The organism is Pseudomonas khavaziana (assembly GCF_019145205.1).
Taxonomy (GTDB): domain Bacteria; phylum Pseudomonadota; class Gammaproteobacteria; order Pseudomonadales; family Pseudomonadaceae; genus Aquipseudomonas; species Aquipseudomonas khavaziana.
In genome coordinates, this window is record NZ_JAHSTT010000002.1 from 534,918 (window position 1) to 557,957 (window position 23,040).

23 protein-coding genes and 1 pseudogene are annotated in these 23,040 nt (G+C 60.8%); 16 read left to right on the top strand and 8 right to left on the bottom strand.

All coding sequences use genetic code 11. From position 1 onward, the window contains the following. Positions 1 to 152: 152 nt before the first annotated feature. Together KVH01_RS06970 and KVH01_RS06975 are read right to left on the bottom strand one after the other, a co-directional pair. On the bottom strand, positions 153 to 875 hold the full coding sequence (locus KVH01_RS06970) for a 3'-5' exonuclease (RefSeq protein ID WP_217880865.1): 723 nt from the start codon (positions 873 to 875) through the stop codon (positions 153 to 155). Continuing rightward, on the bottom strand, positions 872 to 2,752 hold the full coding sequence (locus KVH01_RS06975) for a DUF294 nucleotidyltransferase-like domain-containing protein (protein ID WP_217880866.1): 1,881 nt from the start codon (positions 2,750 to 2,752) through the stop codon (positions 872 to 874). Before KVH01_RS06975 ends, KVH01_RS06970 begins: the two co-directional genes overlap by 4 nt. A gap of 240 nt (positions 2,753 to 2,992) precedes the next feature. Between KVH01_RS06975 and KVH01_RS06980 the strand changes: the two are divergent. From KVH01_RS06980 to madM, 11 genes and pseudogenes are all read left to right on the top strand, one after another. Then, a pseudogene (locus KVH01_RS06980) lies at positions 2,993 to 3,388 on the top strand (Na+/H+ antiporter NhaA); the annotation flags it as partial. 328 nt (positions 3,389 to 3,716) lie between these two features. Beyond that, the gene (locus tag KVH01_RS29745; protein WP_318836567.1) at positions 3,717 to 3,929 is read left to right on the top strand and encodes a DUF6124 family protein; all 213 of its coding nucleotides are present in this window, start codon (positions 3,717 to 3,719) and stop codon (positions 3,927 to 3,929) included. A gap of 279 nt (positions 3,930 to 4,208) precedes the next feature. Next, positions 4,209 to 5,879 carry a malonate decarboxylase subunit alpha gene (gene mdcA, locus KVH01_RS06985; protein WP_217880867.1) on the top strand — a complete coding sequence of 557 codons (1,671 nt, stop codon included), beginning with the start codon at positions 4,209 to 4,211 and terminating at the stop codon, positions 5,877 to 5,879. Then, positions 5,880 to 6,713: a triphosphoribosyl-dephospho-CoA synthase gene (locus tag KVH01_RS06990; protein ID WP_217880868.1), complete on the top strand. Its 834-nt coding sequence runs from the start codon at positions 5,880 to 5,882 to the stop codon at positions 6,711 to 6,713. It begins immediately after the preceding gene. Beyond that, positions 6,713 to 7,012, top strand: coding sequence for a malonate decarboxylase subunit delta (locus KVH01_RS06995; protein ID WP_217880869.1), 300 nt, complete (start codon positions 6,713 to 6,715; stop codon positions 7,010 to 7,012). The genes KVH01_RS06990 and KVH01_RS06995 overlap by 1 nt, the downstream gene beginning before the upstream one ends. Beyond that, positions 7,005 to 7,847, top strand: coding sequence for a biotin-independent malonate decarboxylase subunit beta (locus KVH01_RS07000; protein ID WP_217880870.1), 843 nt, complete (start codon positions 7,005 to 7,007; stop codon positions 7,845 to 7,847). Before KVH01_RS06995 ends, KVH01_RS07000 begins: the two co-directional genes overlap by 8 nt. Beyond that, a complete protein-coding gene (mdcE, locus tag KVH01_RS07005) occupies positions 7,844 to 8,614 on the top strand; it encodes a biotin-independent malonate decarboxylase subunit gamma (protein WP_217880871.1) in 771 nt (256 codons plus the stop codon). The genes KVH01_RS07000 and mdcE overlap by 4 nt, the downstream gene beginning before the upstream one ends. Continuing rightward, positions 8,608 to 9,204, top strand: coding sequence for a malonate decarboxylase holo-ACP synthase (locus KVH01_RS07010; protein ID WP_217880872.1), 597 nt, complete (start codon positions 8,608 to 8,610; stop codon positions 9,202 to 9,204). The genes mdcE and KVH01_RS07010 overlap by 7 nt, the downstream gene beginning before the upstream one ends. Beyond that, positions 9,201 to 10,100, top strand: coding sequence for a malonate decarboxylase subunit epsilon (gene mdcH, locus KVH01_RS07015; RefSeq protein WP_217880873.1), 900 nt, complete (start codon positions 9,201 to 9,203; stop codon positions 10,098 to 10,100). The genes KVH01_RS07010 and mdcH overlap by 4 nt, the downstream gene beginning before the upstream one ends. Positions 10,101 to 10,167: 67 nt before the next feature. Next, a complete protein-coding gene (gene madL / locus KVH01_RS07020) occupies positions 10,168 to 10,560 on the top strand; it encodes a malonate transporter subunit MadL (protein WP_043046248.1) in 393 nt (130 codons plus the stop codon). A gap of 5 nt (positions 10,561 to 10,565) precedes the next feature. Then, the gene (madM, locus tag KVH01_RS07025) at positions 10,566 to 11,330 is read left to right on the top strand and encodes a malonate transporter subunit MadM (RefSeq protein ID WP_217880874.1); all 765 of its coding nucleotides are present in this window, start codon (positions 10,566 to 10,568) and stop codon (positions 11,328 to 11,330) included. A 57-nt stretch (positions 11,331 to 11,387) separates the two neighbouring features. On the opposite strand, the gene KVH01_RS07030 is transcribed toward madM, so the two are convergent. Then, the gene (locus KVH01_RS07030) at positions 11,388 to 12,302 is read right to left on the bottom strand and encodes a LysR family transcriptional regulator (protein WP_217880875.1); all 915 of its coding nucleotides are present in this window, start codon (positions 12,300 to 12,302) and stop codon (positions 11,388 to 11,390) included. Between the two features lie 146 nt (positions 12,303 to 12,448). On the opposite strand from KVH01_RS07030, the gene trhA reads away from it, so the two are divergent. Then, the gene (gene trhA, locus KVH01_RS07035; RefSeq protein ID WP_124402189.1) at positions 12,449 to 13,066 is read left to right on the top strand and encodes a PAQR family membrane homeostasis protein TrhA; all 618 of its coding nucleotides are present in this window, start codon (positions 12,449 to 12,451) and stop codon (positions 13,064 to 13,066) included. A gap of 15 nt (positions 13,067 to 13,081) precedes the next feature. Here the strand turns inward: trhA and KVH01_RS07040 are convergent, their stop codons facing one another. Next, on the bottom strand, positions 13,082 to 13,984 hold the full coding sequence (locus KVH01_RS07040) for a LysR family transcriptional regulator (RefSeq protein WP_124402188.1): 903 nt from the start codon (positions 13,982 to 13,984) through the stop codon (positions 13,082 to 13,084). A gap of 106 nt (positions 13,985 to 14,090) precedes the next feature. On the opposite strand from KVH01_RS07040, the gene KVH01_RS07045 reads away from it, so the two are divergent. Both KVH01_RS07045 and KVH01_RS07050 read left to right on the top strand, forming a co-directional pair. Then, positions 14,091 to 15,332 (top strand): D-amino acid dehydrogenase, encoded by a 1,242-nt coding sequence (locus KVH01_RS07045; protein WP_217880876.1) that lies wholly within the window; start codon positions 14,091 to 14,093, stop codon positions 15,330 to 15,332. A 93-nt stretch (positions 15,333 to 15,425) separates the two neighbouring features. Next, positions 15,426 to 16,343, top strand: a complete 918-nt coding sequence (locus KVH01_RS07050) for a transporter substrate-binding domain-containing protein (RefSeq protein ID WP_217880877.1) — start codon at positions 15,426 to 15,428, stop codon at positions 16,341 to 16,343. A gap of 14 nt (positions 16,344 to 16,357) precedes the next feature. On the opposite strand, the gene KVH01_RS07055 is transcribed toward KVH01_RS07050, so the two are convergent. After that, the gene (locus KVH01_RS07055; RefSeq protein WP_217880878.1) at positions 16,358 to 17,077 is read right to left on the bottom strand and encodes a 16S rRNA (uracil(1498)-N(3))-methyltransferase; all 720 of its coding nucleotides are present in this window, start codon (positions 17,075 to 17,077) and stop codon (positions 16,358 to 16,360) included. A 31-nt stretch (positions 17,078 to 17,108) separates the two neighbouring features. Beyond that, entirely contained in the window at positions 17,109 to 18,515 is a 1,407-nt protein-coding gene (locus KVH01_RS07060; RefSeq protein ID WP_217880879.1) for an adenosylmethionine--8-amino-7-oxononanoate transaminase, read from the bottom strand. A gap of 271 nt (positions 18,516 to 18,786) precedes the next feature. On the opposite strand from KVH01_RS07060, the gene KVH01_RS07065 reads away from it, so the two are divergent. Together KVH01_RS07065 and KVH01_RS07070 are read left to right on the top strand one after the other, a co-directional pair. Further along, positions 18,787 to 19,338, top strand: a complete 552-nt coding sequence (locus KVH01_RS07065; RefSeq protein WP_217880880.1) for a cytochrome b — start codon at positions 18,787 to 18,789, stop codon at positions 19,336 to 19,338. Positions 19,339 to 19,370: 32 nt separating this feature from the next. Beyond that, complete coding sequence (locus KVH01_RS07070; RefSeq protein WP_057022864.1) at positions 19,371 to 19,970, top strand: YceI family protein; 600 nt, start codon at positions 19,371 to 19,373, stop codon at positions 19,968 to 19,970. Between the two features lie 146 nt (positions 19,971 to 20,116). Here the strand turns inward: KVH01_RS07070 and KVH01_RS07075 are convergent, their stop codons facing one another. Next, positions 20,117 to 22,006 carry a DEAD/DEAH box helicase gene (locus KVH01_RS07075; protein WP_124402182.1) on the bottom strand — a complete coding sequence of 630 codons (1,890 nt, stop codon included), beginning with the start codon at positions 22,004 to 22,006 and terminating at the stop codon, positions 20,117 to 20,119. A 222-nt stretch (positions 22,007 to 22,228) separates the two neighbouring features. After that, on the bottom strand, positions 22,229 to 23,032 hold the full coding sequence (locus KVH01_RS07080) for a substrate-binding periplasmic protein (RefSeq protein ID WP_217880881.1): 804 nt from the start codon (positions 23,030 to 23,032) through the stop codon (positions 22,229 to 22,231). Between the last annotated feature and the right edge of the window lie 8 nt (positions 23,033 to 23,040).

A 23,040-nucleotide genomic window follows, 5' to 3' on the forward strand; every position in this document is an offset into this window, starting at 1 on the left:
CGCGCCCAGGGCGCCAATGCCCGTCAGTCAATAACACGCGCTCAACTGCGGCCAGGGAGCAAGCTCCCTGGCCACGGGTTACTCGCTGTCCGCGCCAGCTTTTACCTGATCGGCATCAGCGCTCCAGGGCGCACTTTTTTGCGCTCGGTGCATCAATCCCACAATGCTTGAATCGGCGTGCCCGGCACGTAGTGATGAGCGATCTGCGCCTGGAACAATTCCGCCGCGGCCAGCGCATCCGTGAGCGCGTGGTGGGCGTGGTAGCTCGGCAGGTGATAGCGTTCGCGGCTATCGGCGAGCCTGATCGAGGGTTGCGCACGGCGCAGCAGCCGGTCAAGCCAGCTTCGGTTGCCCCGGTGCATGCGCGCTTCCAGCTGCATGGTGTCAATGACCGGAAATTGCAGGCCTTCGCCTAATTGGCGGCGCAGTGCCTGGTCCAGAAAACCGCGTTCGATATTCCGGTAATGCACCACCATCACATTGCCGGCCATGGCTTCAAGCAACGCGTCCAGCACCTCGGACAAGGGCGGCGCATGCAATATGTCCGAATGAGTAATGTGATGGAACGTCACCGAGTGCTCGTTCAACTCCGACGGCGGTTTGATCACCCAGTAAAACGCCTGGCCACAGCGTATGCGCTTGAGCGTAAACGGGATCAGACCGATGCTGACGATACTGTGGGCGCCGGGGTTGAGCCCGGTGGTTTCGACGTCCATGGCCATTAACTGCACCTGCTCGATCGGCGTCTGCGGTGCAACCGTCCCGGCGCGATAGAACTTTTGCAGGCTCGGGTGGCGTGCTTCCTGCGCCAGAACCTGAAACCGGGCCGCCCAATCCAGCGGTGCGCAAGGCTCAGGTTTTGAAGAGTGTTTCACGGGTTTGGCCGTCCTTTTGCCGGGTAGCGGAACCGCAGGAAATTCTGCGCATTGTTCAACACTTGGAAGGCCTCCTTGAGGTTATGCCGCTCGCTGGTGGAAAAACGCTCCGGCTCGATGTAGTTGTCGGGCGTTTCGCCTTGCTCCATGGCTTCAGCCTGGTGGCGGATGCGCACCATGGACAGAAACTCCAGGGCGTAACGGAGATGCTCGACCGCCTCGGGTTGCATCAGTTGGGTGCCGCTGATCACCTCAAGCCGGTCAAACGAGTTCTGTGCGGTGCTGGCACAGGCCAGGGCATGAATGCGAATCAGGTCGGTAAGCGGTGCGGTGCCGCGCCCCTTGAGGTTGATGATGCGTTTTTGCCGCCCATCCGTTTCCACCACGAACGTGCGGAAAAATCCCAAGGGCGGCGTGCGGTTCAGAGCGATGCGCGCCATGGCATGCAGGAAGGCCGGGTGGCGGCTGGATTTTTGCGCACACAGGGTTTTGAGCGTCTGCACCAGTTCAAGCTGGCCATACACGCCATCGAGATCGAAGAAAATGCAGCTGTTGAGCAGCGTTGCGGGGTTGGGTTTTTCTATCCATTGTTCAAAGTAGGCGCGCCACACATGCAGCGGCTGGCGCCACTGATCGTTGGTCGCCATGATTGCACCCTTGCAATAGCTGTAACCGCACGCGGCGAGGCCGTCGCTGACAAAGGCGGCGAGGCTGCGAAAATACCCGTCGTGCAACGCGGGGTCGAAGCTGTCGTCGAGTACCAGGGCGTTGTCCTGGTCGGTGACCAGCAACTGCTCATCGCGTGCCATCGAGCCCAGCACCATGAAGCAGTAGGGCACCGGCGGCGGGCCCAGTTTCTTTTCGGCAAGCTCCAGCAGGCGCTGGGTGAACGCTCGGCCAATACCGGAAATGGCACTGCCGATCATGTGCGCGGTGGCGCCATCGCGCACCATGCGGATATACGTACCGCGCAAATCACGCAGCAGCACGCGCAGGCCTTCGACCGAGGTTTGGTTGGAGATGCGATTGACCAGGTACAGGCTGCTCTGGGACTCGTAGCGGATGATGTCCGACAAGTTGATCAAACCCAGGGTGCGGCCCTTGTGCACCACCGGCAGGTGATGGATATTGCGGCGCAGCATCACCAGCATGGCTTCGAACACCGAGTCGTCAGCCTGTATCGCCGCAGGGTCGACGGTCATGATCTCGCTGATCGCGGTGGCGGTGTCGCTGCGCGCCGCTGCGACCACGCGGGTGCGCAGGTCGCGGTCGGTCACAAGGCCGACCATCTTGGCATGCGACCCGTCGTTGGGTGCCATGACGACCACGCATGAAACGCTCTGTTCGGTCATCACCTTGGCGGCTTCGTGCACGGACGTGTCGGCGCTCACCCACACCAGCGAGCGCGAGATCAGCGCACGACTTTTCAGCTGGATCAGCTCGCTTGCCCGACCCTGGGACTCCACTGCGCTCTTAAGCCGGGAGTGCCCTTCGGCTTCGACGAAGTCGGCAAAGGTGTCGTGTTGGGCGCACAACTCGGCGAACAGCTCGGCGGGGATAAAGTAGATCAGGCTGTCTTCCAGCGCCTTGGCCGGAAAGCGCACCTTATTGCTGCGCAACAAACCGGCCTGGCCGAAGATATCGCCCTCGACCAGGCGGTTATAGAGCTCGCCGTTGCGGCGGTAAATTTCCACTGCGCCGCTGCGCACGTAATGCAGATGCTGGACAACCGCACCCGCTTCAAGAATGTCGGAACCCGCCTTGAAGTAACTGACCTCAATGCGCCGGGCGATAGCCTCAAGCGATTCGAGCGGCAGCGCATCGAAAGGCGGGAAACGGTGAAGGTGGTCGCGAATCTCCTGTAACTCGATCTGCATGGAACCTCGGAGATGAAAAGTAAGGGAAAAAGCCGCCATCAATGGCCGTCGCTGCCCAACCTTACCATCTGCGATCCGTGGTGGATGAAGCGGCGCAGACGCCAGAGGGGATTAAAGTCGCCGCATAGGTTTTGCATCCGCTGCCTCGGCTTCATATCATCGCCGCGGGTGCTGTGTCGCGTGTCGCGCATTGCAGGTTAAATTCAAGCGTTGGTCGGGCCGCCATCGGAGTCACAGCCAGTGCCTGGAAAAGCACCGCTCTCGTCCGCTATTCCCCGTCCGCAAGTCTTAGCCGAGCGTGCCCTGTCCGCGCTGGAGCGGTTTTCCCATATCGAAGCGGTCAGCGGCATCGCGCTGCTGGTGGCGGCCCTGATCGCCCTTACCTGGGCCAACAGCCCTTATGCCGCCAGCTATGAACACCTTTGGCATACCCAGATAACGTTGGGCTTTGGCGAGTGGGGTGTGTCCAGGTCGCTGCACTTTTTAGTGAACGACGGTCTGATGACGATTTTCTTTCTGGTGGTGGGCGCCGAGATACGCCAGGAAATCCACGACGGTGCCTTGGCCAGCTTCAAAATGGCCATCTTGCCGCTGGGCACGGCCTTGGGGGGCGTGGTGGTACCGGCCCTCATTTACCTCACGCCCTTCGATATAAAAGGCTTCGGATTTTTCCTGCAAGATTTTGGGCCGTGCATGAACTTGTGGTGAGAGGTCCGCACGCCTAGTCTTCGTCCCGTCATCGCAAAAAACGGTGACACGGACGTGCAAGTCCGGTTACATGTCGGCGCACCAACGCCCATAGCCATTCAACGGGCGTTTTTTATGCCTGCTGTACTCGTTATGGCGGCTGTGCGTGGGAGACTCTTCGGAGTCTGCCGGGGTCCGATATGCCCGGTCTTGCACACCTGCGCACAGCTGCCACCTTGATTCGCGTGCAAGCGGAAGAGGGCAGCTTCCATCACATATCGGAGCTGTAAATCATTATCAAACCTACCCCCAATCCACCGAAACCCTGCTGGTCAACACCAGCGAAACCCTGTCCTCCCTCAACGCACTCACCTGCAACCTGGCCTTTGACCTGGACACTTCCCAGGGCGCCATCATGCTCGGGATTCAGCAAATGGCAGAGTTTGCTCAGTTGTTGGTCGATAGGGCACTTGAGCAAATCAGCCCTTAGCCGGAATTTTCAAACGGTCCCAAATAGGGACTGATCGGTCCTTGTTTGGGACCGATATCTAACAAACAACACTGAGCAAATGTGGGAGGGGGCTTGCTCCCGATTGCGGTGTGTCAGTTGACAAACTTATTGCTGACCAACCGCAATCGGGAGCAAGCCCCCTCCCACATTTTGATCTTCATTACTCCAGGCGTAACGGTCTGTTGCTGAGCTTGATTGATGGCTCCCGGATTCACTCCTAAGGTACAGCCCACGACAGCAACCCCCCGTGGAGCGACCATGACAACAACCATCACCCCCGACTCGCGCTGGACGCGGCGGCGCGACGAGAAGCAGCGGCGGCTCGGGCTGGTCAAAAAAATTGCAGATGGGGCGGTGTTGCCCAGTGACAAGATCGTCGAGGCCCTGCAAGCGCTGATCCTCCCCGGCGACCGCGTGGTGCTGGAAGGCAACAACCAGAAGCAGGCCGACTTCCTCTCGCGCTCCCTGGCCAAGACCGACCCGGCCAAGCTCCACGATTTGCACATGATCATGCCCAGTGTCGGGCGTGCCGAGCACCTGGACCTGTTTGAAAAGGGCATCGCCCGCAAGCTGGATTTCTCTTTTGCCGGCACTCAATCCCTGCGTATCAGCCAGTTGCTGGAAGACGGCCTGCTGGAAATCGGCGCGATCCATACCTACATCGAGCTCTATGCGCGCCTGGTGGTGGACCTGATCCCCAACGTAGTGCTCTCGGCCGGTTTCATGGCTGACCGGGCCGGCAACATCTACACCGGCGCCAGCACCGAAGACACCCCGGCGCTGATCGAACCCGCGGCGTTCAGCGATGGCATTGTCATTGTGCAGGTCAACCAGTTGGTGGATGACGTCACCGACTTGCCTCGTGTGGACATCCCCGCAAGCTGGGTCGATTTCGTGGTGGTGGCCGACAAGCCGTTCTACATCGAGCCGCTGTTCACCCGCGACCCGCGCCATATCAAGCCGGTGCATGTGTTGATGGCGATGATGGCGATCCGTGGCATTTACGAAAAACACAATGTGCAGTCGCTCAACCATGGCATTGGCTTCAACACTGCCGCCATTGAGTTGATCCTGCCCACCTACGGCGAATCCCTGGGTCTGAAGGGCAAGATCTGCCGCAATTGGACCCTCAACCCACACCCCACGTTGATCCCGGCGATTGAAAGCGGTTGGGTCGAGAGCGTGCACTGCTTCGGCACCGAGCTGGGCATGGAAAACTACATCGCCGCCCGACCGGATGTGTTCTTCACCGGTCGCGATGGCTCGATGCGCTCCAACCGCATGTTCTGCCAATTGGCCGGCCAGTACGCGGTAGACCTGTTTATCGGCGCCACCCTGCAAGTGGATGGCGACGGGCATTCCAGCACGGTGACCCGTGGCCGCCTCGCTGGTTTCGGTGGTGCGCCGAACATGGGCCACGACCCGCGTGGTCGTCGGCACGGCACACCGGCCTGGCTGGACATGCGCCACGACGATGCGCCCGAAGCCCTGCTGGAACGCGGCAAAAAACTCGTGGTGCAAATGGTCGAAACCTTCCAGGAAGGCGGCAAACCCACCTTTGTCGACACCCTTGACGCGGTGGAAGTGGCACGCAAAAGCGGCATGCCGCTGGCGCCGATCATGATCTACGGCGACGACGTTACCCACTTGCTCACCGAAGAAGGCATTGCCTACCTCTACAAAGCGCGCTCCCTGGAAGAACGTCAGGCAATGATCGCCGCCGTCGCCGGGGTGACGGCCATCGGTATGCGCCATAACCCCAAGGACACCGCCCGTATGCGCCGCGAAGGCTTGATCGCCTTGCCCGAAGACTTGGGTATCCGCCGCACCGACGCCACCCGCGAGTTGCTCGCTGCCAAGAGCGTAGCCGACCTGGTGGAATGGTCCGGTGGCTTGTACAACCCGCCCGCCAAATTCAGGAGCTGGTAAATGCGTGCCCTCAAACTGCATGAAATCAGTCTCGCTGATCGCCTGGCGGATATGGCCGTCGATGCGCTGATCGATGAAGCGGATTTGTCGCCCAAACCCGCTCTGGTAGACCGGCGCGGCAACGGTGCCCACAGCGATTTGCATCTGGGCCTGATGCACGCGTCGGCGCTGTCGCTGTGGCCGATGTTCAAGGAAATGGCCGAGGCTGCGTTTGAAATCGGCGAAGTTGGCCTGCCCCTGCGTGAAGCCCTTGGCCGTATTGGCCGCGACGGTGAACAAGCGATGCTCGCCACTACCAACGGTGTGAACACCCACCGCGGTGCGATCTGGGCCCTCGGTTTGCTCACCGCCGCAGCGGCCCTGGAACCCCGTGCCGTCACGCTGAACGCAGCCAAGCTGGCCTTGCTCAATGATCGTCACGCCCCTCAACCCATGAGCCACGGCGCCCAGGTCGCCCAGCGCTACGGCGCCCGCGGTGCCCGCGAAGAAGCGCAATTGGGTTTTCCCGCCGTGATGCAACGCGGCCTGCCGCAATTGCATAAAAGCCGCGGACAAAACGCCGGTGAACAGAATGCGCGCCTGGACGCTTTGCTGGCGATCATGACCGAGCTGGCCGATACCTGCGTGCTTTACCGCGCCGGCACTGAAGGCCTTCAAGCCATGCAGCAAGGCGCCCAGGCCGTGCTCGACGCCGGCGGCAGTGCAACCCTCGCCGGCCGTCGCCAACTGCACGCCCTGGACCAGCAACTCCTGGCCCTGAATGCCTCCCCCGGTGGCGCCGCCGATCTGTTGGCCGCCTGCCTGTTTATCGACCGCCTCGACGGAGCGTTGTGATGGAAACCTTATCCTTTGAATTCCCTGCCGGGCAGCCGCCCAAAGGTCGTGCGCTGGTGGGTTGCGTCGGCTCGGGCGACCTTGAAGTGTTGCTGGAGCCGGGCACTCCCGGCACGCTGACGATCCAGGTGCAGACCTCGGTCAACGGCGCCGAGCAACGCTGGCGGCATCTGTTCGAACGCATTTTTCAAGAGCAGGCGCCGCCTGCGTTGAATATCGATATCCACGATTTCGGCGCCACCCCCGGCGTGGTGCGCTTGCGCCTGGAGCAAGGTTTCGAGGAGGTCGGCCATGACTGACTTGCTCAACAAGCACAGCTTTGTCGAACTCGGTGCACGGCAGCGCGCCAAGGCGTTGCTGGATGCCGGCACTTACCGTGAATTGATCGACCCGTTTCAACGGGTCATGTCGCCGTGGCTCAGCCGCCAGGGCGTGGTGCCCCAGGCCGACGACGGTGTGGTGATCGCCAAGGGCAGCATCGCCGGCCTGCCCGTAGTGATCGCGGCTATCGAGGGTAACTTCCAAGGTGGCAGCCTCGGTGAAGTCGGCGGCGCGAAGATAGCAGGCGCCCTGGAACTGGCGGCCGAAGATAACCGCAGCGGCATCCCGACCCGCGCTGTGCTGCTGCTGGAAACCGGCGGCGTGCGTTTGCAGGAAGCCAACCTGGGTCTTGCGGCGATTGCCGATATTCACGCGGCGATTGTCGACCTGCGCCAGTACCAGCCGGTGGTCGGCGTGGTGGCGGGCAGTGTCGGTTGTTTTGGCGGCATGTCCATCGCGGCCGGCCTGTGCAGTTACCTGGTCGTCACCCGCGAAGCACGCCTGGGTTTGAACGGCCCGCAGGTGATCGAACAGGAGGCCGGCCTGGAAGAATACGACTCCCGCGACCGGCCTTTCATCTGGAGCCTTACCGGCGGCGAGCAACGTTTTAACAGTAACTTGGCCGACCGTTACGTGGCGGATGATGTGGCGCAGATCCAGCAGACTGTCAGCGCGCTGTTACAGCAAGGTGCGCCCCACGAGCAACGCAGCCGCCGCGCTGATTTCTATCTGGCGCGCCTGGCTGAATTGGACGCCACCGTACAAATCGAGCCGGCTACGGTGCGCGCTCTGTATCAGGGAGAATGCCCATGAGAGGGTTGCAGTGGTTCAACGCTTTGAGCGCTGGCGCGACACCCGTAGAGGGTTTGCCGGACTCGTTGAAAGTCGCAGACGGCGTATTGGGTGAACAGGCGGTGCGCTTTATCGCCGTGGTCACCGATGCCAATAACCGCTTCCCGCGTGCGCGCAATGGCGAAGTGGGTTTGCTGGAAGGTTGGGGGCTGGCCAAGGCCGTCGATGAAGCCATCGAAAAGGGGGACAAACGCCCGCTGATCGCCATTGTCGATGTGCCTAGCCAAGCCTACGGCCGTCGTGAAGAAGCCCTCGGCATCCACCAGGCCCTGGCCGCCGCCGCCGACAGCTACGCCCGCGCACGCCTGGCCGGCCACCCGGTGATCGCATTGCTGGTGGGCAAGGCCATGTCCGGTGCGTTTCTGGCCCACGGTTACCAGGCCAATCGCTTGATCGCCCTGCGCGATCCTGGGGTGATGGTGCACGCCATGGGCAAGGCTTCGGCCGCACGGGTAACGCTGCGTAGCGTCGAAGAGCTCGAAGCCCTGGCCGCCAGCGTGCCGCCGATGGCCTATGACATCGACAGCTATGCCAGCCTGGGTTTGCTCTGGGAGACCTTGTCGGTGAGCCAGATTGAACAGCCGACGCCGGACGATGTGGTACGGGTCAGCGATTGCTTGGTGCATGCGATCAAAGATGTCGCGCAGCCTGATTTAAAAGGACGTCTTGGTGCGACTAATCGCGCCGCCTCAAGCCACGTACGCCAACTGCTGCGGGAACAATGGTGAACGCCCACGATTTGCTCTGGGGCATGACCCCCGCACATCTCCCGGCTGGCGCTCCGGCCTGGGCGCGGGACGCGCTGAGCGCCGGTCATCCAGTAGTGGTGCGGCGCGCCATTACCGAAGCGGGTCAAGTGGCGGTTGGCGTACGTGGGCGTCTACGTGAGCAGCGTTATGGAGCGCTGATGCCTGTTGCTGCGGTGCAACGGCGCGTGGTGCCCGAAGACTTGCGCCAGGTGATCTCGCCACGGGATTTACCGGCGCTGCGGGCGCTCCATCAACTGCGGCCAGTGTTGGCGCAGTATCACTGGGGCGTCAGCGGCAGCGCCGGGTTTGAATTGGCGAGCGGCGTCGAAGCGTTGCATGCCATGAGTGACCTGGATTTGATCCTGCGCACCCCCGAACCGCTTGATCGCAACGCGGCGCGTGCATTGCTGGCGAAATTCGACACCGCACCGTGCGCCGTGGACCTGCAACTGCAAACCCCGTTTGGCGCCGTGGCCTTGCGCGAATGGGCCGGCGGATCTCGTCGTGTGCTGCTCAAAACCAGCAGTGGCGCGCACCTTGTACCCGACCCTTGGCAGGCTGTGGCATGAGCAGCCTCTTGGTGTTTCCGGGGCAGGGCGCACAACGCGTGGGTATGCTTCAGGCGCTGTCGGCCGAGGTTCTGGAAGAAGCCAGTGATGCCTTGGGTGAAGATGTTCGTCAGCTCGATTCGGCGCAAGCCTTGGCGAGCACGCGTGCGGTACAACTGTGCCTGCTGATCGTCGGCGTCGCCCATGCCCGCCAGTTGCACCCTACGCCTGACTACGTGGCGGGCCTGTCCATCGGCGCCTACCCAGCCGCTGTCATCGCCGGTGCCCTGGACTTCGCCGACGCGGTAAAGCTGGTGAGCTTGCGTGGCGAGCTGATGCAGCAGGCTTATCCACAGGGCTACGGCATGACCGCCCTGATCGGACCCGACTTATCCACGGTTGAAGCCTTGCTGGCAGATATCCATAGCGACGCAACTCCGGTGTATCTGGCCAATATCAACGCCGACAACCAGTCCGTGATCGCCGGCAGCAATGAAGCGATGCAGCGTGTCGCCGAGCGCATCAAAGGCAACGGCATCGCCAAGCGTCTGGCAGTGAGCGTGCCGTCCCACTGTGCGCTGCTGGAAGCGCCGGCCAAGGTGCTTGCCCAAGCGTTCGTCCCACTCAAGGCGCCGTGCATCACCTATCTGAGCAGCACCCGCGCACGACCCATCCACAACCCCGAGCAACTGCGCGACGACCTGGCCTTCAACATGTGCCGCGTCGTCGACTGGCGCGGCACCGTGCAAAGCGCCTACGAGCGTGGCGTACGCCTGCAAATCGAACTGCCCCCGGGCGCGGTGCTCACCGGTCTGTCACGCCCCGTTTTCGAACAAGGCACGGTGATCGCCTGCGAAGGCGCACGCCTGGACACCTTGCAGGCCCTGCTGCAAGAGGAGGAACGCCGCCACCGATAAAGCAGTACCCAAAGCTTTCGAAGCACAACAACAACAATTTCGAACGAGCACTTTGAGGACAACAATAATGATTATCTACGGTGTGGCGTTTCTGGCGCTGTGTACCTTGGCTGGCCTGTTTGTCGGTGAGCTGCTGGGCAAATGGATGGGTATCCCGGCCAACGTCGGCGGGGTAGGTATCGCCATGTTGCTGTTGATCGGGCTGGGCAGTTACCTCGGTAAGCGCGGCTTGTTTACCGGCAAGTCGGAGCAGGGCGTGAGCTTCTGGGCCGCGATCTATATCCCGATTGTGGTGGCGATGGCGGCCCAGCAAAACGTATATGGCGCCATCAGCGGCGGGCCCATGGCGATTCTGGCCGGGACCGTTGCGGTGGTGCTGGGCTTTGCCTTGGTGCCGGTGCTGGTACGCATCGGCAACCGCGAGCCCGCTGCGGTTGTTCCCACCAAAGAAGCCGGGTGACCGCCATGTACGAATCGATGATGAAAGTGATCACCGGCTACGGCTTGATCAGTGGTTTTGCTGTGATCGGCCTGACCATGTGGGTCTCCTACTGGATTTCCGACACCTTTACCAAAGGCCGCCTGCATGGCTCGGCGATCGCCATTCTGCTGGGCTTGGCGCTGTCGTATGTGGGCGGAGCCTTTACCGGCGGCTCGAAGGGCGTGGTGGATATTCCGCTGTTGTCAGGTATCGGCCTGTTGGGCGGTGCCATGCTGCGGGACTTTGCCATTGTCGCCACGGCGTTTGGCGTGAGTGTCGATGAGCTCAAGCGCGCTGGGTATGTTGGCGTACTGGCGTTGTTTGTCGGCGTGGGTTCGTCGTTTATTGCCGGGGTCGGAGTGGCGATGGCGTTCGGTTATACCGATGCGGTGAGCCTCACCACCATCGGCGCCGGAGCCGTGACTTATATTGTCGGCCCGGTGACCGGCGCGGCGATCGGTGCCAGTTCCGAGGTGATGGCGCTGTCGATTGCCGCCGGGTTGATCAAGGCGATTCTGGTGATGGTGATGACACCGTTCGTGGCGCCGCTGATCGGGCTGAACAACCCGCGCAGTGCGGTGATCTTCGGCGGTTTGATGGGCACTTCCAGCGGTGTGGCGGGCGGGTTGGCGGCGACTGATCCGAAGTTGGTGCCTTATGGCTGTTTGACCGCGGCGTTTTATACAGCGCTGGGGTGTTTGTTGGGGCCGTCGTTGTTGTTTTTGGTGATGAGGGGGTTGGTGGGCTGACTTGGGATTTTCGCTGTTTGGTCTGACACTATCGGGGGCAGGCCCCCGATGGCGTTCTCAAGCCTGGCGATTGGCATACATCCGACACTCCGCCAGCAACGCCAGCAAGTTCGGATCACGCTCCTTGGCCTTCAAGAACACTACGCCGATCTGCTGCTGCAACCGATACCTGGGTTGCAGCGGTATCAGCTTCACGCGGTTCTCATACACCGCCGCAATCCGCCCAGGCAGCAGCGCATAACCCACCCCCGAGCTGACCATGCTCAGCAAGGTAAAGATATCGTTCACCTGCATCGCCACCTTCGGTTCGAACCCGGCCTGCTTGAACACCCGGTTGCCGTCCTGATGGGTGGCGAAGCCTTGGGTGAGGGTAATGAAGGTGGCGTCGCGCACATCGGCCAGGTCGATTTCCTGATGGCGGTCCAGAGGCGAATCGGCCGGCGTGGCCAGGAAAATGTCATCGCTGAACAGGGCAATCTGCTCACAGTCGGGGTCGTTGGCGTGTTCGTCGAGGGAGATGAGGATCGCGTCGACTTCCATGTTCTTGAGTTTGTAGAGCAGGTCGAAATTGGAGCCGAGGATCAGGTCGATGTTGAGTTCGCTGCGGCGGATCTTCAGGCCCATGATCAGTTGCGGTACGGTTTTTACCGTCAGCGAATACAGCGAGCCGAGCTTGAAGCGTTCGGCTGAGAACCCGGCGGCTTCGCGGGTCAGGCGCACGCTGTCGACCACATCGGCCACCAGTTTCTGCGCGCGTTCTTCGAGCACATAGGCACTTTCCAGTGGTGTGAGGTTGCGGCCTTCGTGCTTGAACAGCGGGCAGCGCAGGGCATTTTCCAGGGAGTGGATAGCGCGGTGCACACTGACGTTGCTGGTTTGCAACTCGGCGGCGGCGCGGGCCAGGTTGCCGGTGCGCATGAACGCCAGGAAGATTTCCAGTTTCTTGAGGGTGAATTCTTCGTCGATCAGCATGGCCGTGGGCTCTTGTTCGATTGCCTGCGATTGTGCCCGCAAACGCGCGCGCCGTCCTCGGAACGTCACAAGCTGCTTGCACTCTTATGCGCAAGGCTGGACGCTTGCCAGCCTGTACTTGAAGGTTATGGGGAGGTCGGTGACAGATGTACCACGGGGAACGATTCAACGCCTGGAGCCATTTGCTCGGTGCAGTCGCGGCGTGTATTGGCGCCGTGTGGATGTTGGTGGTGGCAAGCCTGGACGGCAGCCCCTGGAAGATCGTCAGCGTGGCGATCTATGGCTTTACCCTGATGGTGCTGTACAGCGCGTCGACGGTGTACCACAGCGTGCAGGGGCGGCGAAAAGCGATTATGCAGAAGGTCGATCACTTTTCCATCTACCTGTTGATCGCCGGCAGCTACACGCCGTTTTGCCTGGTGACCCTGCGCGGGCCGTGGGGCTGGACGCTGTTCGGCATCGTTTGGGGGCTGGCGGTGATCGGCATCCTGCAAGAGATCAAGCCGCGCTCGGAGGCGCGGATTCTCTCCATCATCATTTACGCGGTGATGGGCTGGATCGTGCTGGTGGCGGTCAAGCCGCTGATGGCGGCGCTGGGTACGGCGGGATTCATCTGGTTAGCGTCGGGCGGTGTGTTGTACACCGTCGGCATTATCTTTTTTGCCCTCGAGGATCGCCTGCGCCATTCCCATGGGATCTGGCATCTGTTTGTCATCGGCGGCAGCCTGCTGCATTTCGTGGCGATCATGCATTATGTGCTCTGAATGAAGGAGACATTCTTAAAGGCGATCGAGCAACTCGCGTGCCCGGTTGCCAAAGATCTGCAACAGGTCGGCCAACATATGCGGAGGCGGTTCGTTGGCGCGCGTCAGGGCGTACAGAGTGATCGGCAACTGCGGGACAAGCGTGCGAATGCACATCGTCGTCGTGGACGCACCGAGGGCCGTGAAGGGATCAATCACCGTTATTCCCGCACCGGACTCAACCATGGCCCGGGCCAGGGAATAGGTTTGTACGGAAATGCTTATTTGTGGCGGTGGGTCAATATTTTCCAGGTAACTGTCGAGCTTTGCCGCCAATGGATCAGCGCTGGAAAGACCAATCAGCGACGTATTCGCCAGTTCGGCCAAAGGCAATGGCTTGCTTGATTCAGCCTCAGGCCAGTACGCCTTGGAGGCCAACGCTACCAGCGCCCCGTTCGCCAGTATCTGGCTGGTGAGCCCCGGGTGGCCGGAGAAATTGAGGGTCAATGCCAGGTCGATCTCGCGCATCAATAACTGTTGAACCAGCTCACGGCTATGGTCGCTGGACAGCTCGCACACCATGTCCGGGTAGCTGCGCTTCCACTCAAGGATCGACGGCGGCAGCAGCGACTGCGCCAGCGCGGGAATGGCGCCGATGCGCACGCTTTGCTCAGGCGTATGGCGCAAGCTTTTGGCAAGCCGTTGCACCCCTTGCAGGCTCGTCGTGACTTTCTCGACTTCGGTTTCCAGGGCCAGGGCTTCCGGTGTGGGCTGTAATTTGCCGCGCACCCTTAGAAACAACGGGAAGCCCAGCTGCAGTTCGGCGTGCTGCAGCACCTTGGTCACCGCTGGTTGCGAGACGTGCAGCAACTGCGCGGCGGCGCTGACGGAGCCGGTCTGGCGGATGGCCTGGAAGATTTCGATATGTCGCAAACGCATAGGACTTCATAACCTTAACTTATAGGTGGCTTACCTTTATTCATTGTTCAACTTTTGTCACTTGAACCTACTCTGGATTTCGTTTCAATCCATGTGAGGTTTCAATATGGCAAGGCGAGTATGTATTATCGGCGGCGGTGTCATCGGGTTGGCGAGTGCCTATGCATGTGTGCGTGCAGGCATGGAAGTCACCTTGGTCGAAGCGCAAAAGAAGTTGGGAACCGTCACCAGTTTTGCGAATGGTGGCCAACTGTCCTATCGCTATGTCACCCCACTTGCCGATGCTGGTGTGCCGCTCAAGGCGCTTGGTTTTCTGCTGCGCTCGGAGTCGCCCCTGAAACTCAGGCCCCGGCTGGACCTTTCACAATGGCGCTGGCTCGCTTCTTTCATCGGCGCCTGCCGCTCCTCAGTCAACCGTACAAACTCCGCACACTTGCTTCGCCTGGCAGCGATGAGCCAGGACGTCTTGAACCGCTGGCGGGTAGAGGACCATCTGGAGGGGTTCAATTGGAAGCGCAATGGAAAACTGCTGACCTTCCGCTCCGCTGACAGCTTCGCGCAGGGGCGGCGCAAAATGACGGACCCCCTCCAGCAGGAGGTGCTATCGGCTGAGGACTGTCGCAAGCTTGAACCGTCCCTGATGGAGGGGACCTTTGTCGGCGGTATTTACAACCCCAATGAAGAGGTTGCCGATTGCCATGCATTTTGCCAGCAGCTTGGCGGGCATTTGGAGGCATCGGGACGCTGCCGCATTGTCTACGGGCGCAAAGTACTGCGTGTCCATGAGGCGTTTAATACGGCTGTGGCCGTGGAGCTTGAGGACGAAGTCATACCGGTGGAGAACTTGATCCTGGCAGCAGGTTACAACAGTTCAAGCCTGGGTCTGCCAGGCATGCGTCTACCGCTTTACCCCCTCAAGGGCTACAGCCTCAGTGTGCCCATCGGCGAGCAGCACAATGCCCCGACGGTCAATGTGACCGATTACGACCGCAGGACTGTTTATGCCCGGATCGGCGAACAGTTACGTGTCGCCGCCATGGTCGACATGGTGGGTTTCAACAGCGCCCCGGAGCCCAAGCGCCTGGCGGTGATAAAACGCTTGGCTCGCCAGACGTTTCCGATGGGCGGCAACTATGACGCTGCAGTTGAATGGGCAGGGATGCGGCCAGCGACGCCCACCGGCCTGCCACTGATTGGTGCCAGTTCCTATCGCAATCTGTGGCTCAACCTCGGGCATGGCACTCTTGGCTTCACGCTCGCGTGTGCCAGCGGCCAGTTGCTGGCCGAAATGATCGCAGAGCGGTCGACTTCGATTGACGCGCATGTGTTTCTTCCCACGGCGGCCTGACCTTTGGTTATTGGAGTGTAAAGAGATGAATAGCGATGCCTGGATAGGCCGGCTGCCGGCTCGAACTATAGCTATAGCCAGCGAGACTACCCTATGCAAAAAACAGCGGTAAACCGTTGCATTTTCAAGGCCTGCATTTTCGCTTCGCTGACGCTGGGACTACCCCTGGCGTCAGCGAGCGAATCCAGCGCAACCTTGAAGAAAATCACTGTCAGCCAGCAAATTTCCGTTGGCTATCGTGATGCGTCAGTGCCGTTCTCATATATAGGCGATCAGAGCGGCAGGCCGATGGGGTATTCGGTGGACCTCACCCACAGGATCGTCGAGCGCGTCCGGGAACAGGCCGGCCTGAAAAACCTGCGTGTGAATTATCGCCTGGTGACGTCCCAGACCCGAATCCCATTGGTACAGAACGGCACCGTTGACCTGGAGTGTGGCTCCACCGGAGTGACCGCCGAACGGCAGAAGCAGGTGGCGTTTTCCTATGGGTTTATCTATGTGAAGGGGCAGTTGTTGACGGCCAGGAGCAGCGGTATCCGCGGGCTTTCCGACCTCAAGGGCAAGAACGTGGTGACCACCGCCGGCACCACCAACGAGCGCTTCCTCAAACGCTACAACGCCGAGCATCAGAGCAATATGTTCGTGATCAGCGCCAAGGACCACGGCGAAGCGTTCAAGATGCTGGAGACCGGTCGTGCGGTGGCGTTCTATATGGACGATGCCCTGCTCTACGGTGAACGTGCCAAGGCCAGGGACCCGCACCATTGGGTGGTCGTAGGCAAGGAGCAATCGCGGGAGATCTACAGCTGCATGGTGCGCAAGAATGACCCACAGTTTCTCGCGGTGGTTAACCAGGCCCTGGGCGACCTTTACCGCTCGGGGGAAATCAACGGGATTTACCAGCGCTGGTTCGAGCAGCCGATTCCACCGAACGGCTTGAACCTGGAGTTTCCGATGACCAGCGAGTTAAAGGCGATCATCGCCAGCCCGGTCAGTGATCCGGTGGAGTGATCACCCCATCACCTTTAGAAGTCGCCCCAGAGTTGCTGGGCAACGGCCAGCGCCACCACCGGCGCGGTTTCGGTACGTAATACTCGCGGCCCCAACCGCGCAGCATGGAAGCCAACGCCCTGGGCAGTTTCGACTTCTCCATCCGTCAAGCCACCTTCTGGCCCGATCAGGAACGCCAGGCGCGATGGCTTGGCATGGCTGATCATCGGCTCGGCTACAGGGTGCAGCACCAGTTTCAGGTCGGCCTCGACCTGCTTGAGCCAGTCCGCCAGCAGCAATGGCGCATGAATCACCGGCACCGTCGAACGCCCACATTGCTCGCACGCGCTGATTGCCACCTGGCGCCAGTGCAGCAGACGCTTGTCGGCGCGCTCGTCCTTAAGGCGCACTTCGCAACGCTCGCTGAAGATCGGCGTAATCGCGTTGACGCCCAGTTCCGTGGCTTTTTGGATAGCCCAATCCATGCGTTCGCCCCGAGACAGGCCCTGACCGAGGTGAACGTGCAACGGTGATTCGGCTTGGCCGGCAAAGCACTCCGTCAGTTGTACGGTGACGCGTTTTTTACCGACTTCCAGCAACATGCCTCGGAACTCCTGGCCAGAACCGTCGAACAGTTGCACGGCATCACCTTCGCTCATGCGCAATACACGGCTGATGTAATGTGCCTGGGCTTCGGGCAGTTCATGGTCGCCGAGGCTCAGCGGGGCGTCGGTGAAAAAGCGGGACAGTCTCATTTCTGTTCTCTGAAAAGGTGTATGTAGGCAATCAACCCGGATCACGGAAGCCTGGGTGAAAATCTTTCGGCACTGCCACACTGACTTTGTTGTTAGTGGCGATATCAATCCCCTCGCTGGCCACCTCGGCCAGGAAGTCGATCTGCTCAGGTGTAATCACATAGGGCGGCAGGAAGTACACTACGCTGCCCAATGGCCGCAACAGCGCGCCGCGTTCCAGGGCATGCTCGAAGACCTTCAGGCCACGGCGTTCCTGCCATGGGTAAGCGGTCTTGGTGGCTTTGTCCTGCACCATCTCGATGGCCAGCACCATGCCGGTCTGGCGGACTTCCGCGACATGGGGATGGTCGACCAGGTGCGCGGTGGCGGTGGCCATGCGCTGGGCCAGGGCTTTGTTGTTTTCGATGATGTTGTCTTCTTCGAAAATATCCAGGGTTGCCAAGGCCGCCGCGCATGCCAAGGGATTGCCGGTGTAACTGTGGGAGTGCAGGAAGGCGCGCAGGGTCGGGTAGTCGTCGTAGAACGCGTCGTAGACATCGTCGGTGGTGACCACGGCGGCCAGTGGCAGGTAACCGCCAGTGAGGGCCTTGGAGAGACACAGGAAGTCAGGGCGGATGCCGGCCTGTTCACAGGCGAACATGCTGCCGGTGCGACCGAAGCCCACGGCGATTTCATCGTGGATCAGGTGTACGCCATAGCGGTCGCAGGCTTCGCGCAGCAGCTTGAGGTATACCGGGTGGTACATGCGCATGCCGCCGGCGCCCTGGATCAGTGGCTCGACGATGACCGCCGCGACGGTGTCATGGTTGTCGGCCAGGGTCTGCTCCATGGCCAGGAACATGTTGCGCGAATGTTCTTCCCAGCTCATGCCGTCGGGGCGCAGGTAGCAGTCCGGGCTCGGCACCTTGATGGTGTCGAGCAGCAGCGCCTTGTAGGTTTCGGTAAACAGCGGCACGTCGCCCACCGACATCGCGGCGATGGTTTCGCCATGGTAGCTGTTGGTCAGGGTGACGAAGCGCTTCTTGTTTGGCAGGCCGCGGTTGAGCCAGTAGTGAAAGCTCATCTTCAAGGCGACTTCGATACAGGATGAACCGTTATCGGCATAGAAGCAGCGCGTCAGGCCCTCAGGCGTCATCTGCACCAGGCGTTCAGACAGCTCGATCACCGGCTGGTGACTGAAGCCGGCGAGGATCACGTGTTCCAGCTGATCGACCTGATCCTTGATGCGCTGGTTGATACGCGGGTTGGCGTGGCCGAACACATTGACCCACCAGGAACTGACAGCATCGAGGTAGCGCTTGCCTTCGAAGTCCTCCAGCCATACGCCTTCACCGCGCTTGATGGGGATCAGCGGCAGTTGCTGGTGGTCTTTCATCTGGGTGCAGGGATGCCACAGCACCGCGAGGTCGCGTTGCATCCACTGGTTATTCAAGCCCATCGGTGATCTCCTCGAAGCGGTCCTGCGCCTGCGCAGGTGAAACAATCGGGCAAGCCTATGCAATGGTGGCTTGGGTCACAAGCCATTACGGGCAAATTCGCGGTAAATGCAGGACGGTCTGTCACGTTTCTTGGGAATAGTCTTAATCCCTTGTTAATTTATGATACCTAGCCTCTTCATCGTATTTCTCGATATTTCAAAGCGAAATTTTCCGCTTTAATTCGATAGGTAAAACGCTAGTCTTGGGCACAGTTCTTACGGGATTAAGTACATGCAGCTACGCAATTCGCCCGCCCGCTACGGTTGGGTCAGCATGGTTCTCCACTGGGGAGTTGCCTTGGTGGTGTTCGGTTTATTCGCATTGGGCCTGTGGATGGTCGGCCTCGACTATTACAGCGCCTGGCGCAAAGATGCACCTGACTTGCACAAGAGCATTGGCATCACGCTATTCGCCATCATGCTGGTACGTATCGTCTGGCGCCTGATCAGCCCGCCGCCATCGCCGCTGGCGAGCTATAGCCGTATGACGCGGATCGGTGCTGCATTTGGGCACGCATTCCTGTATCTGGGGCTGTTTGCCGTGATGATTGCCGGTTACCTGATTTCCACCGCCGACGGTGTCGGTATCCCGGTGTTTGGCCTGTTTGAAATTCCTGCCCTGGTTTCCGGTCTACCGGACCAGGCAGATACCGCCGGTTGGGTGCATCTGTACCTGGCCTGGGTGTTGGTGGTCTTCGCCGGCTTGCATGGCGTGGCTGCGTTGAAACACCACTTTATCGATCGTGATGCGACCCTGACACGAATGCTGGGGCGCAAAGCCTGATGTTCAACCTCGACTCACAAGGAATAGAAAGCATGTTGAAAAAAACACTCGCTGCTCTGGCAATCGGTTCTGCTCTGTTGTCCGCTGGCTCGGCGATGGCCGCTGATTACGTGATCGACAAGGAAGGCCAGCACGCCTTCGTTGATTTCAAGATCAGCCACCTGGGCTACAGCTACATCACCGGTACCTTCAAGGACCTGGACGGCAAGTTCAGCTTTGACGCTGCCAAGCCAGAAGACGCCAAGATTGAAATGAATGTCCGCACCGCCAGCGTGTTCTCCAACCACGCCGAGCGCGACAAGCACGTCAACAGCGCAGACTTCCTGGAATCGGGCAAATTCCCTGACGCCAAGTTCGTCTCCACCAGCGTCAAGCCAACCGGCAAGAACGCTGATGGCAAGCAGACTGCTGATGTCACTGGCGACCTGACCTTCCATGGCGTAACCAAGCCTATCGTGGTCAAGGCTACGTTCCTGGGCGAAGGCAAGGATCCATGGGGCGGTTACCGTGCAGGCTTTGAAGGCACCACCTCGATCAGCCGTAAAGAGTTCGTTCCGAAGGGCATGGACGTAGGTCCACAGTCCGACGTGGTTCAGCTGTACATCACCTTTGAAGGTGTGAAAGCGAAGTAATGCTTTGTATGTAGGAGCGAGCTTGCTCGCGAAGGCCGCAAGGACACCGCGTTAAACCAGGCTGCCCGCGTTATCGTTGACGACCTTAGCAAGCAAGCCCGTTCCTACAGGCAAAAAAAACCCGTATCGCGAGATACGGGTTTTTTTTATGCCTCGCGGTTGCGGGTCAATAGCGCTGGTTTCTCACCCCGAGGACGGCCTGGCAGTTGATCCAACTGCTCGGGTGTCGGGAAGCGATCGGCTTTCGACTCCTTGTGGATGATCTTCGGCGCCGGGCCACCACGCGGGTTTTGCACCGCTGGCTCAGACAGGCGTGGCTGGTCATCACGGGCCGGGCGGCGATTGTTGCTGCGCGAATCTTCACGACGTGCCTGGCCGTCACGTGGTGCACCATTGCGCGGGCCGCTGCGCTTGGCAGGCGGAGTACCGGTGGTGCCGCCGCTGCTGTTGCGCGGACCGTTCTGGCGACCGCCCTGTGGCTGGCCGCTACGGGGAGCACCCGCACCCGCACCTTGTGCCGGGGCGCCTGGACGACGACCACGGCCCTGGGCGGGCTTGGCCTGGGGCACGTAGTCGACGCGGTTACCGAAGTTATCCACATCATCGTCGAGGAACTCATCCGGGGCGCGGTCGGCAGCGGCGCGTGGTGGCTGGCTCGGCTGACGCTGTTCGCGGGCCGGGGTGCCTTCACGTGGCTTCTGCTCGCGGGCCGGGCGTTCGCCACGGCTGCTGGTTGCGGACTTTTCCTTGCCCTTGTCCTTGCCCTTGTCGCGACGACCACCGCCACCACCGCCACCGTTCGGGCCATCGCCCTTCGGACCGCGTGGGTTACGTGGGTTGCGCACATCCGGACGCTCGCGGGCTTCAGGCTTCTCGGCCTCCACGGCGCTGGCATCGAAGCCCATCAGGTCGCCGTCGGCGATTTTCTGCTTGGTCATGCGTTCGATGCTTTTCAGCAGTTTTTCTTCGTCCGGCGCGACCAGGGAAATGGCCTCGCCCGAACGACCGGCACGGCCAGTACGGCCGATACGGTGCACATAGTCTTCATCGACGTTGGGCAGCTCGAAGTTGACCACGTGTGGCAACTGGTCGATATCCAGGCCGCGTGCGGCAATATCGGTGGCTACCAGGATACGTACGGAGCCAGCCTTGAAATCGGCAAGGGCCTTGGTACGCGCGTTCTGGCTCTTGTTGCCGTGGATGGCGACGGCGGTGAGGCCGTGTTTGTCCAGGTACTCGGCCAGGCGGTTGGCGCCGTGCTTGGTGCGGGTGAACACCAGCACCTGTTCCCACGCGCCGTGGGTGATCAGGTGCGCCAACAGCGAGCGCTTGTGGCTGGCGGCCAGGCGGAATACGCGTTGCTCGATACGCTCGACCGTGGTGTTCGGCGGCGTGACTTCGATGCGTTCCGGGTTGTGCAGCAGCTTGCCGGCCAGGGCGGTGATGTCCTGGGAGAAAGTTGCCGAGAACAGCAGGTTCTGACGTTTGGCCGGGAGGCGGGCGAGGACCTTCTTCACGTCATGGACAAAGCCCATGTCGAGCATGCGGTCGGCTTCGTCCAGCACGAGGATTTCCACGTGGGACAAATCGACGCTGCCCTGGCCGCACAGGTCGAGCAAACGGCCGGGGCAAGCCACCAGCACATCGACGCCACGGGACATGGCCTGAACCTGTGGGTTCATACCGACGCCGCCGAAGATGCAGGCGCTGACGAACTTCAAGTCGCGGGCATACAGCTTGAAGCTGTCATGCACTTGGGCTGCAAGTTCGCGGGTTGGGGTCAGGACCAGTACACGCGGTTGGCGCGGGCCGTGACGCTGGGATTTGTCCGGGTGACCGTTGGGAAACAACCGCTCCAGGATCGGGAGGGCGAAACCGCCGGTTTTACCAGTACCTGTCTGAGCCGCAACCATCAGGTCGCGACCTTGCAACACGGCGGGAATGGCCCGCTGTTGCACCGGAGTAGGCTCGGTATAGCCCGCTGCCTCGATGGCGCGGACTAAAGCCTCGGAGAGACCGAGGGAAGCAAAGGACATGAGTAATCCTGTTTTAGTTAGGGCTTGGCCCAAAGGGATAATCTTGCCGGGCGTGAATGGCGCTTAGGGGAGCGCAATCTCGTCCGGTCCTGCTGCGTCTGGTGGGCACGCCACCGGCTCGCGCGGGCTGCAAAGCTGCGCAGTAGCTGGGTTGGGTGCCTTTTTCAAGACCCGAGCGGCCGGGCGTAAGCCTGGCGGAAAGGCCGGAGTATAACAGAGCAATCACGGCGCGCTGCTTTCCTGCTGCTCAACGGCGCGTCCTGAGGCTGATATAGGCGCCTTTTGTGTGTGCATTCCACCATATTTGGCGCTCAAGGCGGCATAGGCCGGCTCTTGCTTGAAGCGCTTGAGCTCGGCGGCAAAGCGTTGTACCAGCAGGTCCATGCCCGCGCCACGCCGCACCGCGAGAAATTGCGGCTGGCGGCTGACCACCACCGGCGCCTGGCTGACCTTGCCCTCAAGGTCCAGCGCCTTGATCACGTGTTGCCCGACCCGCCGGTCAGTTACTACCAGATCGATGCGCCCGAGCATGAGCTTGCCGAAATTGGCTTCATGGCTGGGTGCGGGTTCACGCTCAAAGGCGCTGGACTCGCTGAATGCCTCGCCATAGAGGTAGCCGGGGGAAGTACCGACGGTCAGGCCACGCAGGTCATCGAGGGTTTCGGCGGGATGCGGGCGGTCGTTGGCGTAGAACAGCACGAACTCGACTTGCGACAATGGCTCACCGGGGTAGAGCAACAGGGCGTCACGGTCGCGGCTGTGGAAAATATCCAGCGCGCCGTCGGCGTGGCCCTGGTCGAGCATCGCCAGGCAGCGCTTCCAGGGCAGGAACTGCCATTGCACCTCGACGCCAAGACGCTGGAACACGATCACGGTGGTTTCATAGTCCAGGCCAGCCATGCGGCCGTGGTCATCGTAGACGTAGGGGGCCCAGGGCTCGGTAACAATGCGCAATTTCTCGCCATTAGCGGCCAGGCTCAGGCAAGCAAAAAGCGCAGCGGTCAACAGCTTGAAAATGACGGGCATACCCTCAG

Bases quoted from the DNA above. Each gene is read 5' to 3' on its own strand.
- trhA (WP_124402189.1), top strand. From the start codon at position 12,449: ATGTACCACGGGGAACGATTCAACGCCTGGAGCCATTTGCTCGGTGCA.
- mdcH (WP_217880873.1), top strand. From the start codon at position 9,201: ATGAGCAGCCTCTTGGTGTTTCCGGGGCAGGGCGCACAACGCGTGGGT.
- KVH01_RS07050 (WP_217880877.1), top strand. From the start codon at position 15,426: ATGCAAAAAACAGCGGTAAACCGTTGCATTTTCAAGGCCTGCATTTTC.
- KVH01_RS07060 (WP_217880879.1), bottom strand. From the start codon at position 18,515: ATGGGCTTGAATAACCAGTGGATGCAACGCGACCTCGCGGTGCTGTGG.
- KVH01_RS06995 (WP_217880869.1), top strand. From the start codon at position 6,713: ATGGAAACCTTATCCTTTGAATTCCCTGCCGGGCAGCCGCCCAAAGGT.
- KVH01_RS07065 (WP_217880880.1), top strand. From the start codon at position 18,787: ATGCAGCTACGCAATTCGCCCGCCCGCTACGGTTGGGTCAGCATGGTT.
- KVH01_RS07080 (WP_217880881.1), bottom strand. From the start codon at position 23,032: ATGCCCGTCATTTTCAAGCTGTTGACCGCTGCGCTTTTTGCTTGCCTG.
- KVH01_RS06975 (WP_217880866.1), bottom strand. From the start codon at position 2,752: ATGCAGATCGAGTTACAGGAGATTCGCGACCACCTTCACCGTTTCCCG.
- mdcE (WP_217880871.1), top strand. From the start codon at position 7,844: ATGAGAGGGTTGCAGTGGTTCAACGCTTTGAGCGCTGGCGCGACACCC.
- KVH01_RS07040 (WP_124402188.1), bottom strand. From the start codon at position 13,984: ATGCGTTTGCGACATATCGAAATCTTCCAGGCCATCCGCCAGACCGGC.
- KVH01_RS07010 (WP_217880872.1), top strand. From the start codon at position 8,608: ATGGTGAACGCCCACGATTTGCTCTGGGGCATGACCCCCGCACATCTC.
- mdcA (WP_217880867.1), top strand. From the start codon at position 4,209: ATGACAACAACCATCACCCCCGACTCGCGCTGGACGCGGCGGCGCGAC.
- KVH01_RS07000 (WP_217880870.1), top strand. From the start codon at position 7,005: ATGACTGACTTGCTCAACAAGCACAGCTTTGTCGAACTCGGTGCACGG.
- madL (WP_043046248.1), top strand. From the start codon at position 10,168: ATGATTATCTACGGTGTGGCGTTTCTGGCGCTGTGTACCTTGGCTGGC.
- KVH01_RS07030 (WP_217880875.1), bottom strand. From the start codon at position 12,302: ATGCTGATCGACGAAGAATTCACCCTCAAGAAACTGGAAATCTTCCTG.
- KVH01_RS07055 (WP_217880878.1), bottom strand. From the start codon at position 17,077: ATGAGACTGTCCCGCTTTTTCACCGACGCCCCGCTGAGCCTCGGCGAC.
- madM (WP_217880874.1), top strand. From the start codon at position 10,566: ATGTACGAATCGATGATGAAAGTGATCACCGGCTACGGCTTGATCAGT.
- KVH01_RS07075 (WP_124402182.1), bottom strand. From the start codon at position 22,006: ATGTCCTTTGCTTCCCTCGGTCTCTCCGAGGCTTTAGTCCGCGCCATC.
- KVH01_RS07070 (WP_057022864.1), top strand. From the start codon at position 19,371: ATGTTGAAAAAAACACTCGCTGCTCTGGCAATCGGTTCTGCTCTGTTG.
- KVH01_RS07045 (WP_217880876.1), top strand. From the start codon at position 14,091: ATGGCAAGGCGAGTATGTATTATCGGCGGCGGTGTCATCGGGTTGGCG.
- KVH01_RS06990 (WP_217880868.1), top strand. From the start codon at position 5,880: ATGCGTGCCCTCAAACTGCATGAAATCAGTCTCGCTGATCGCCTGGCG.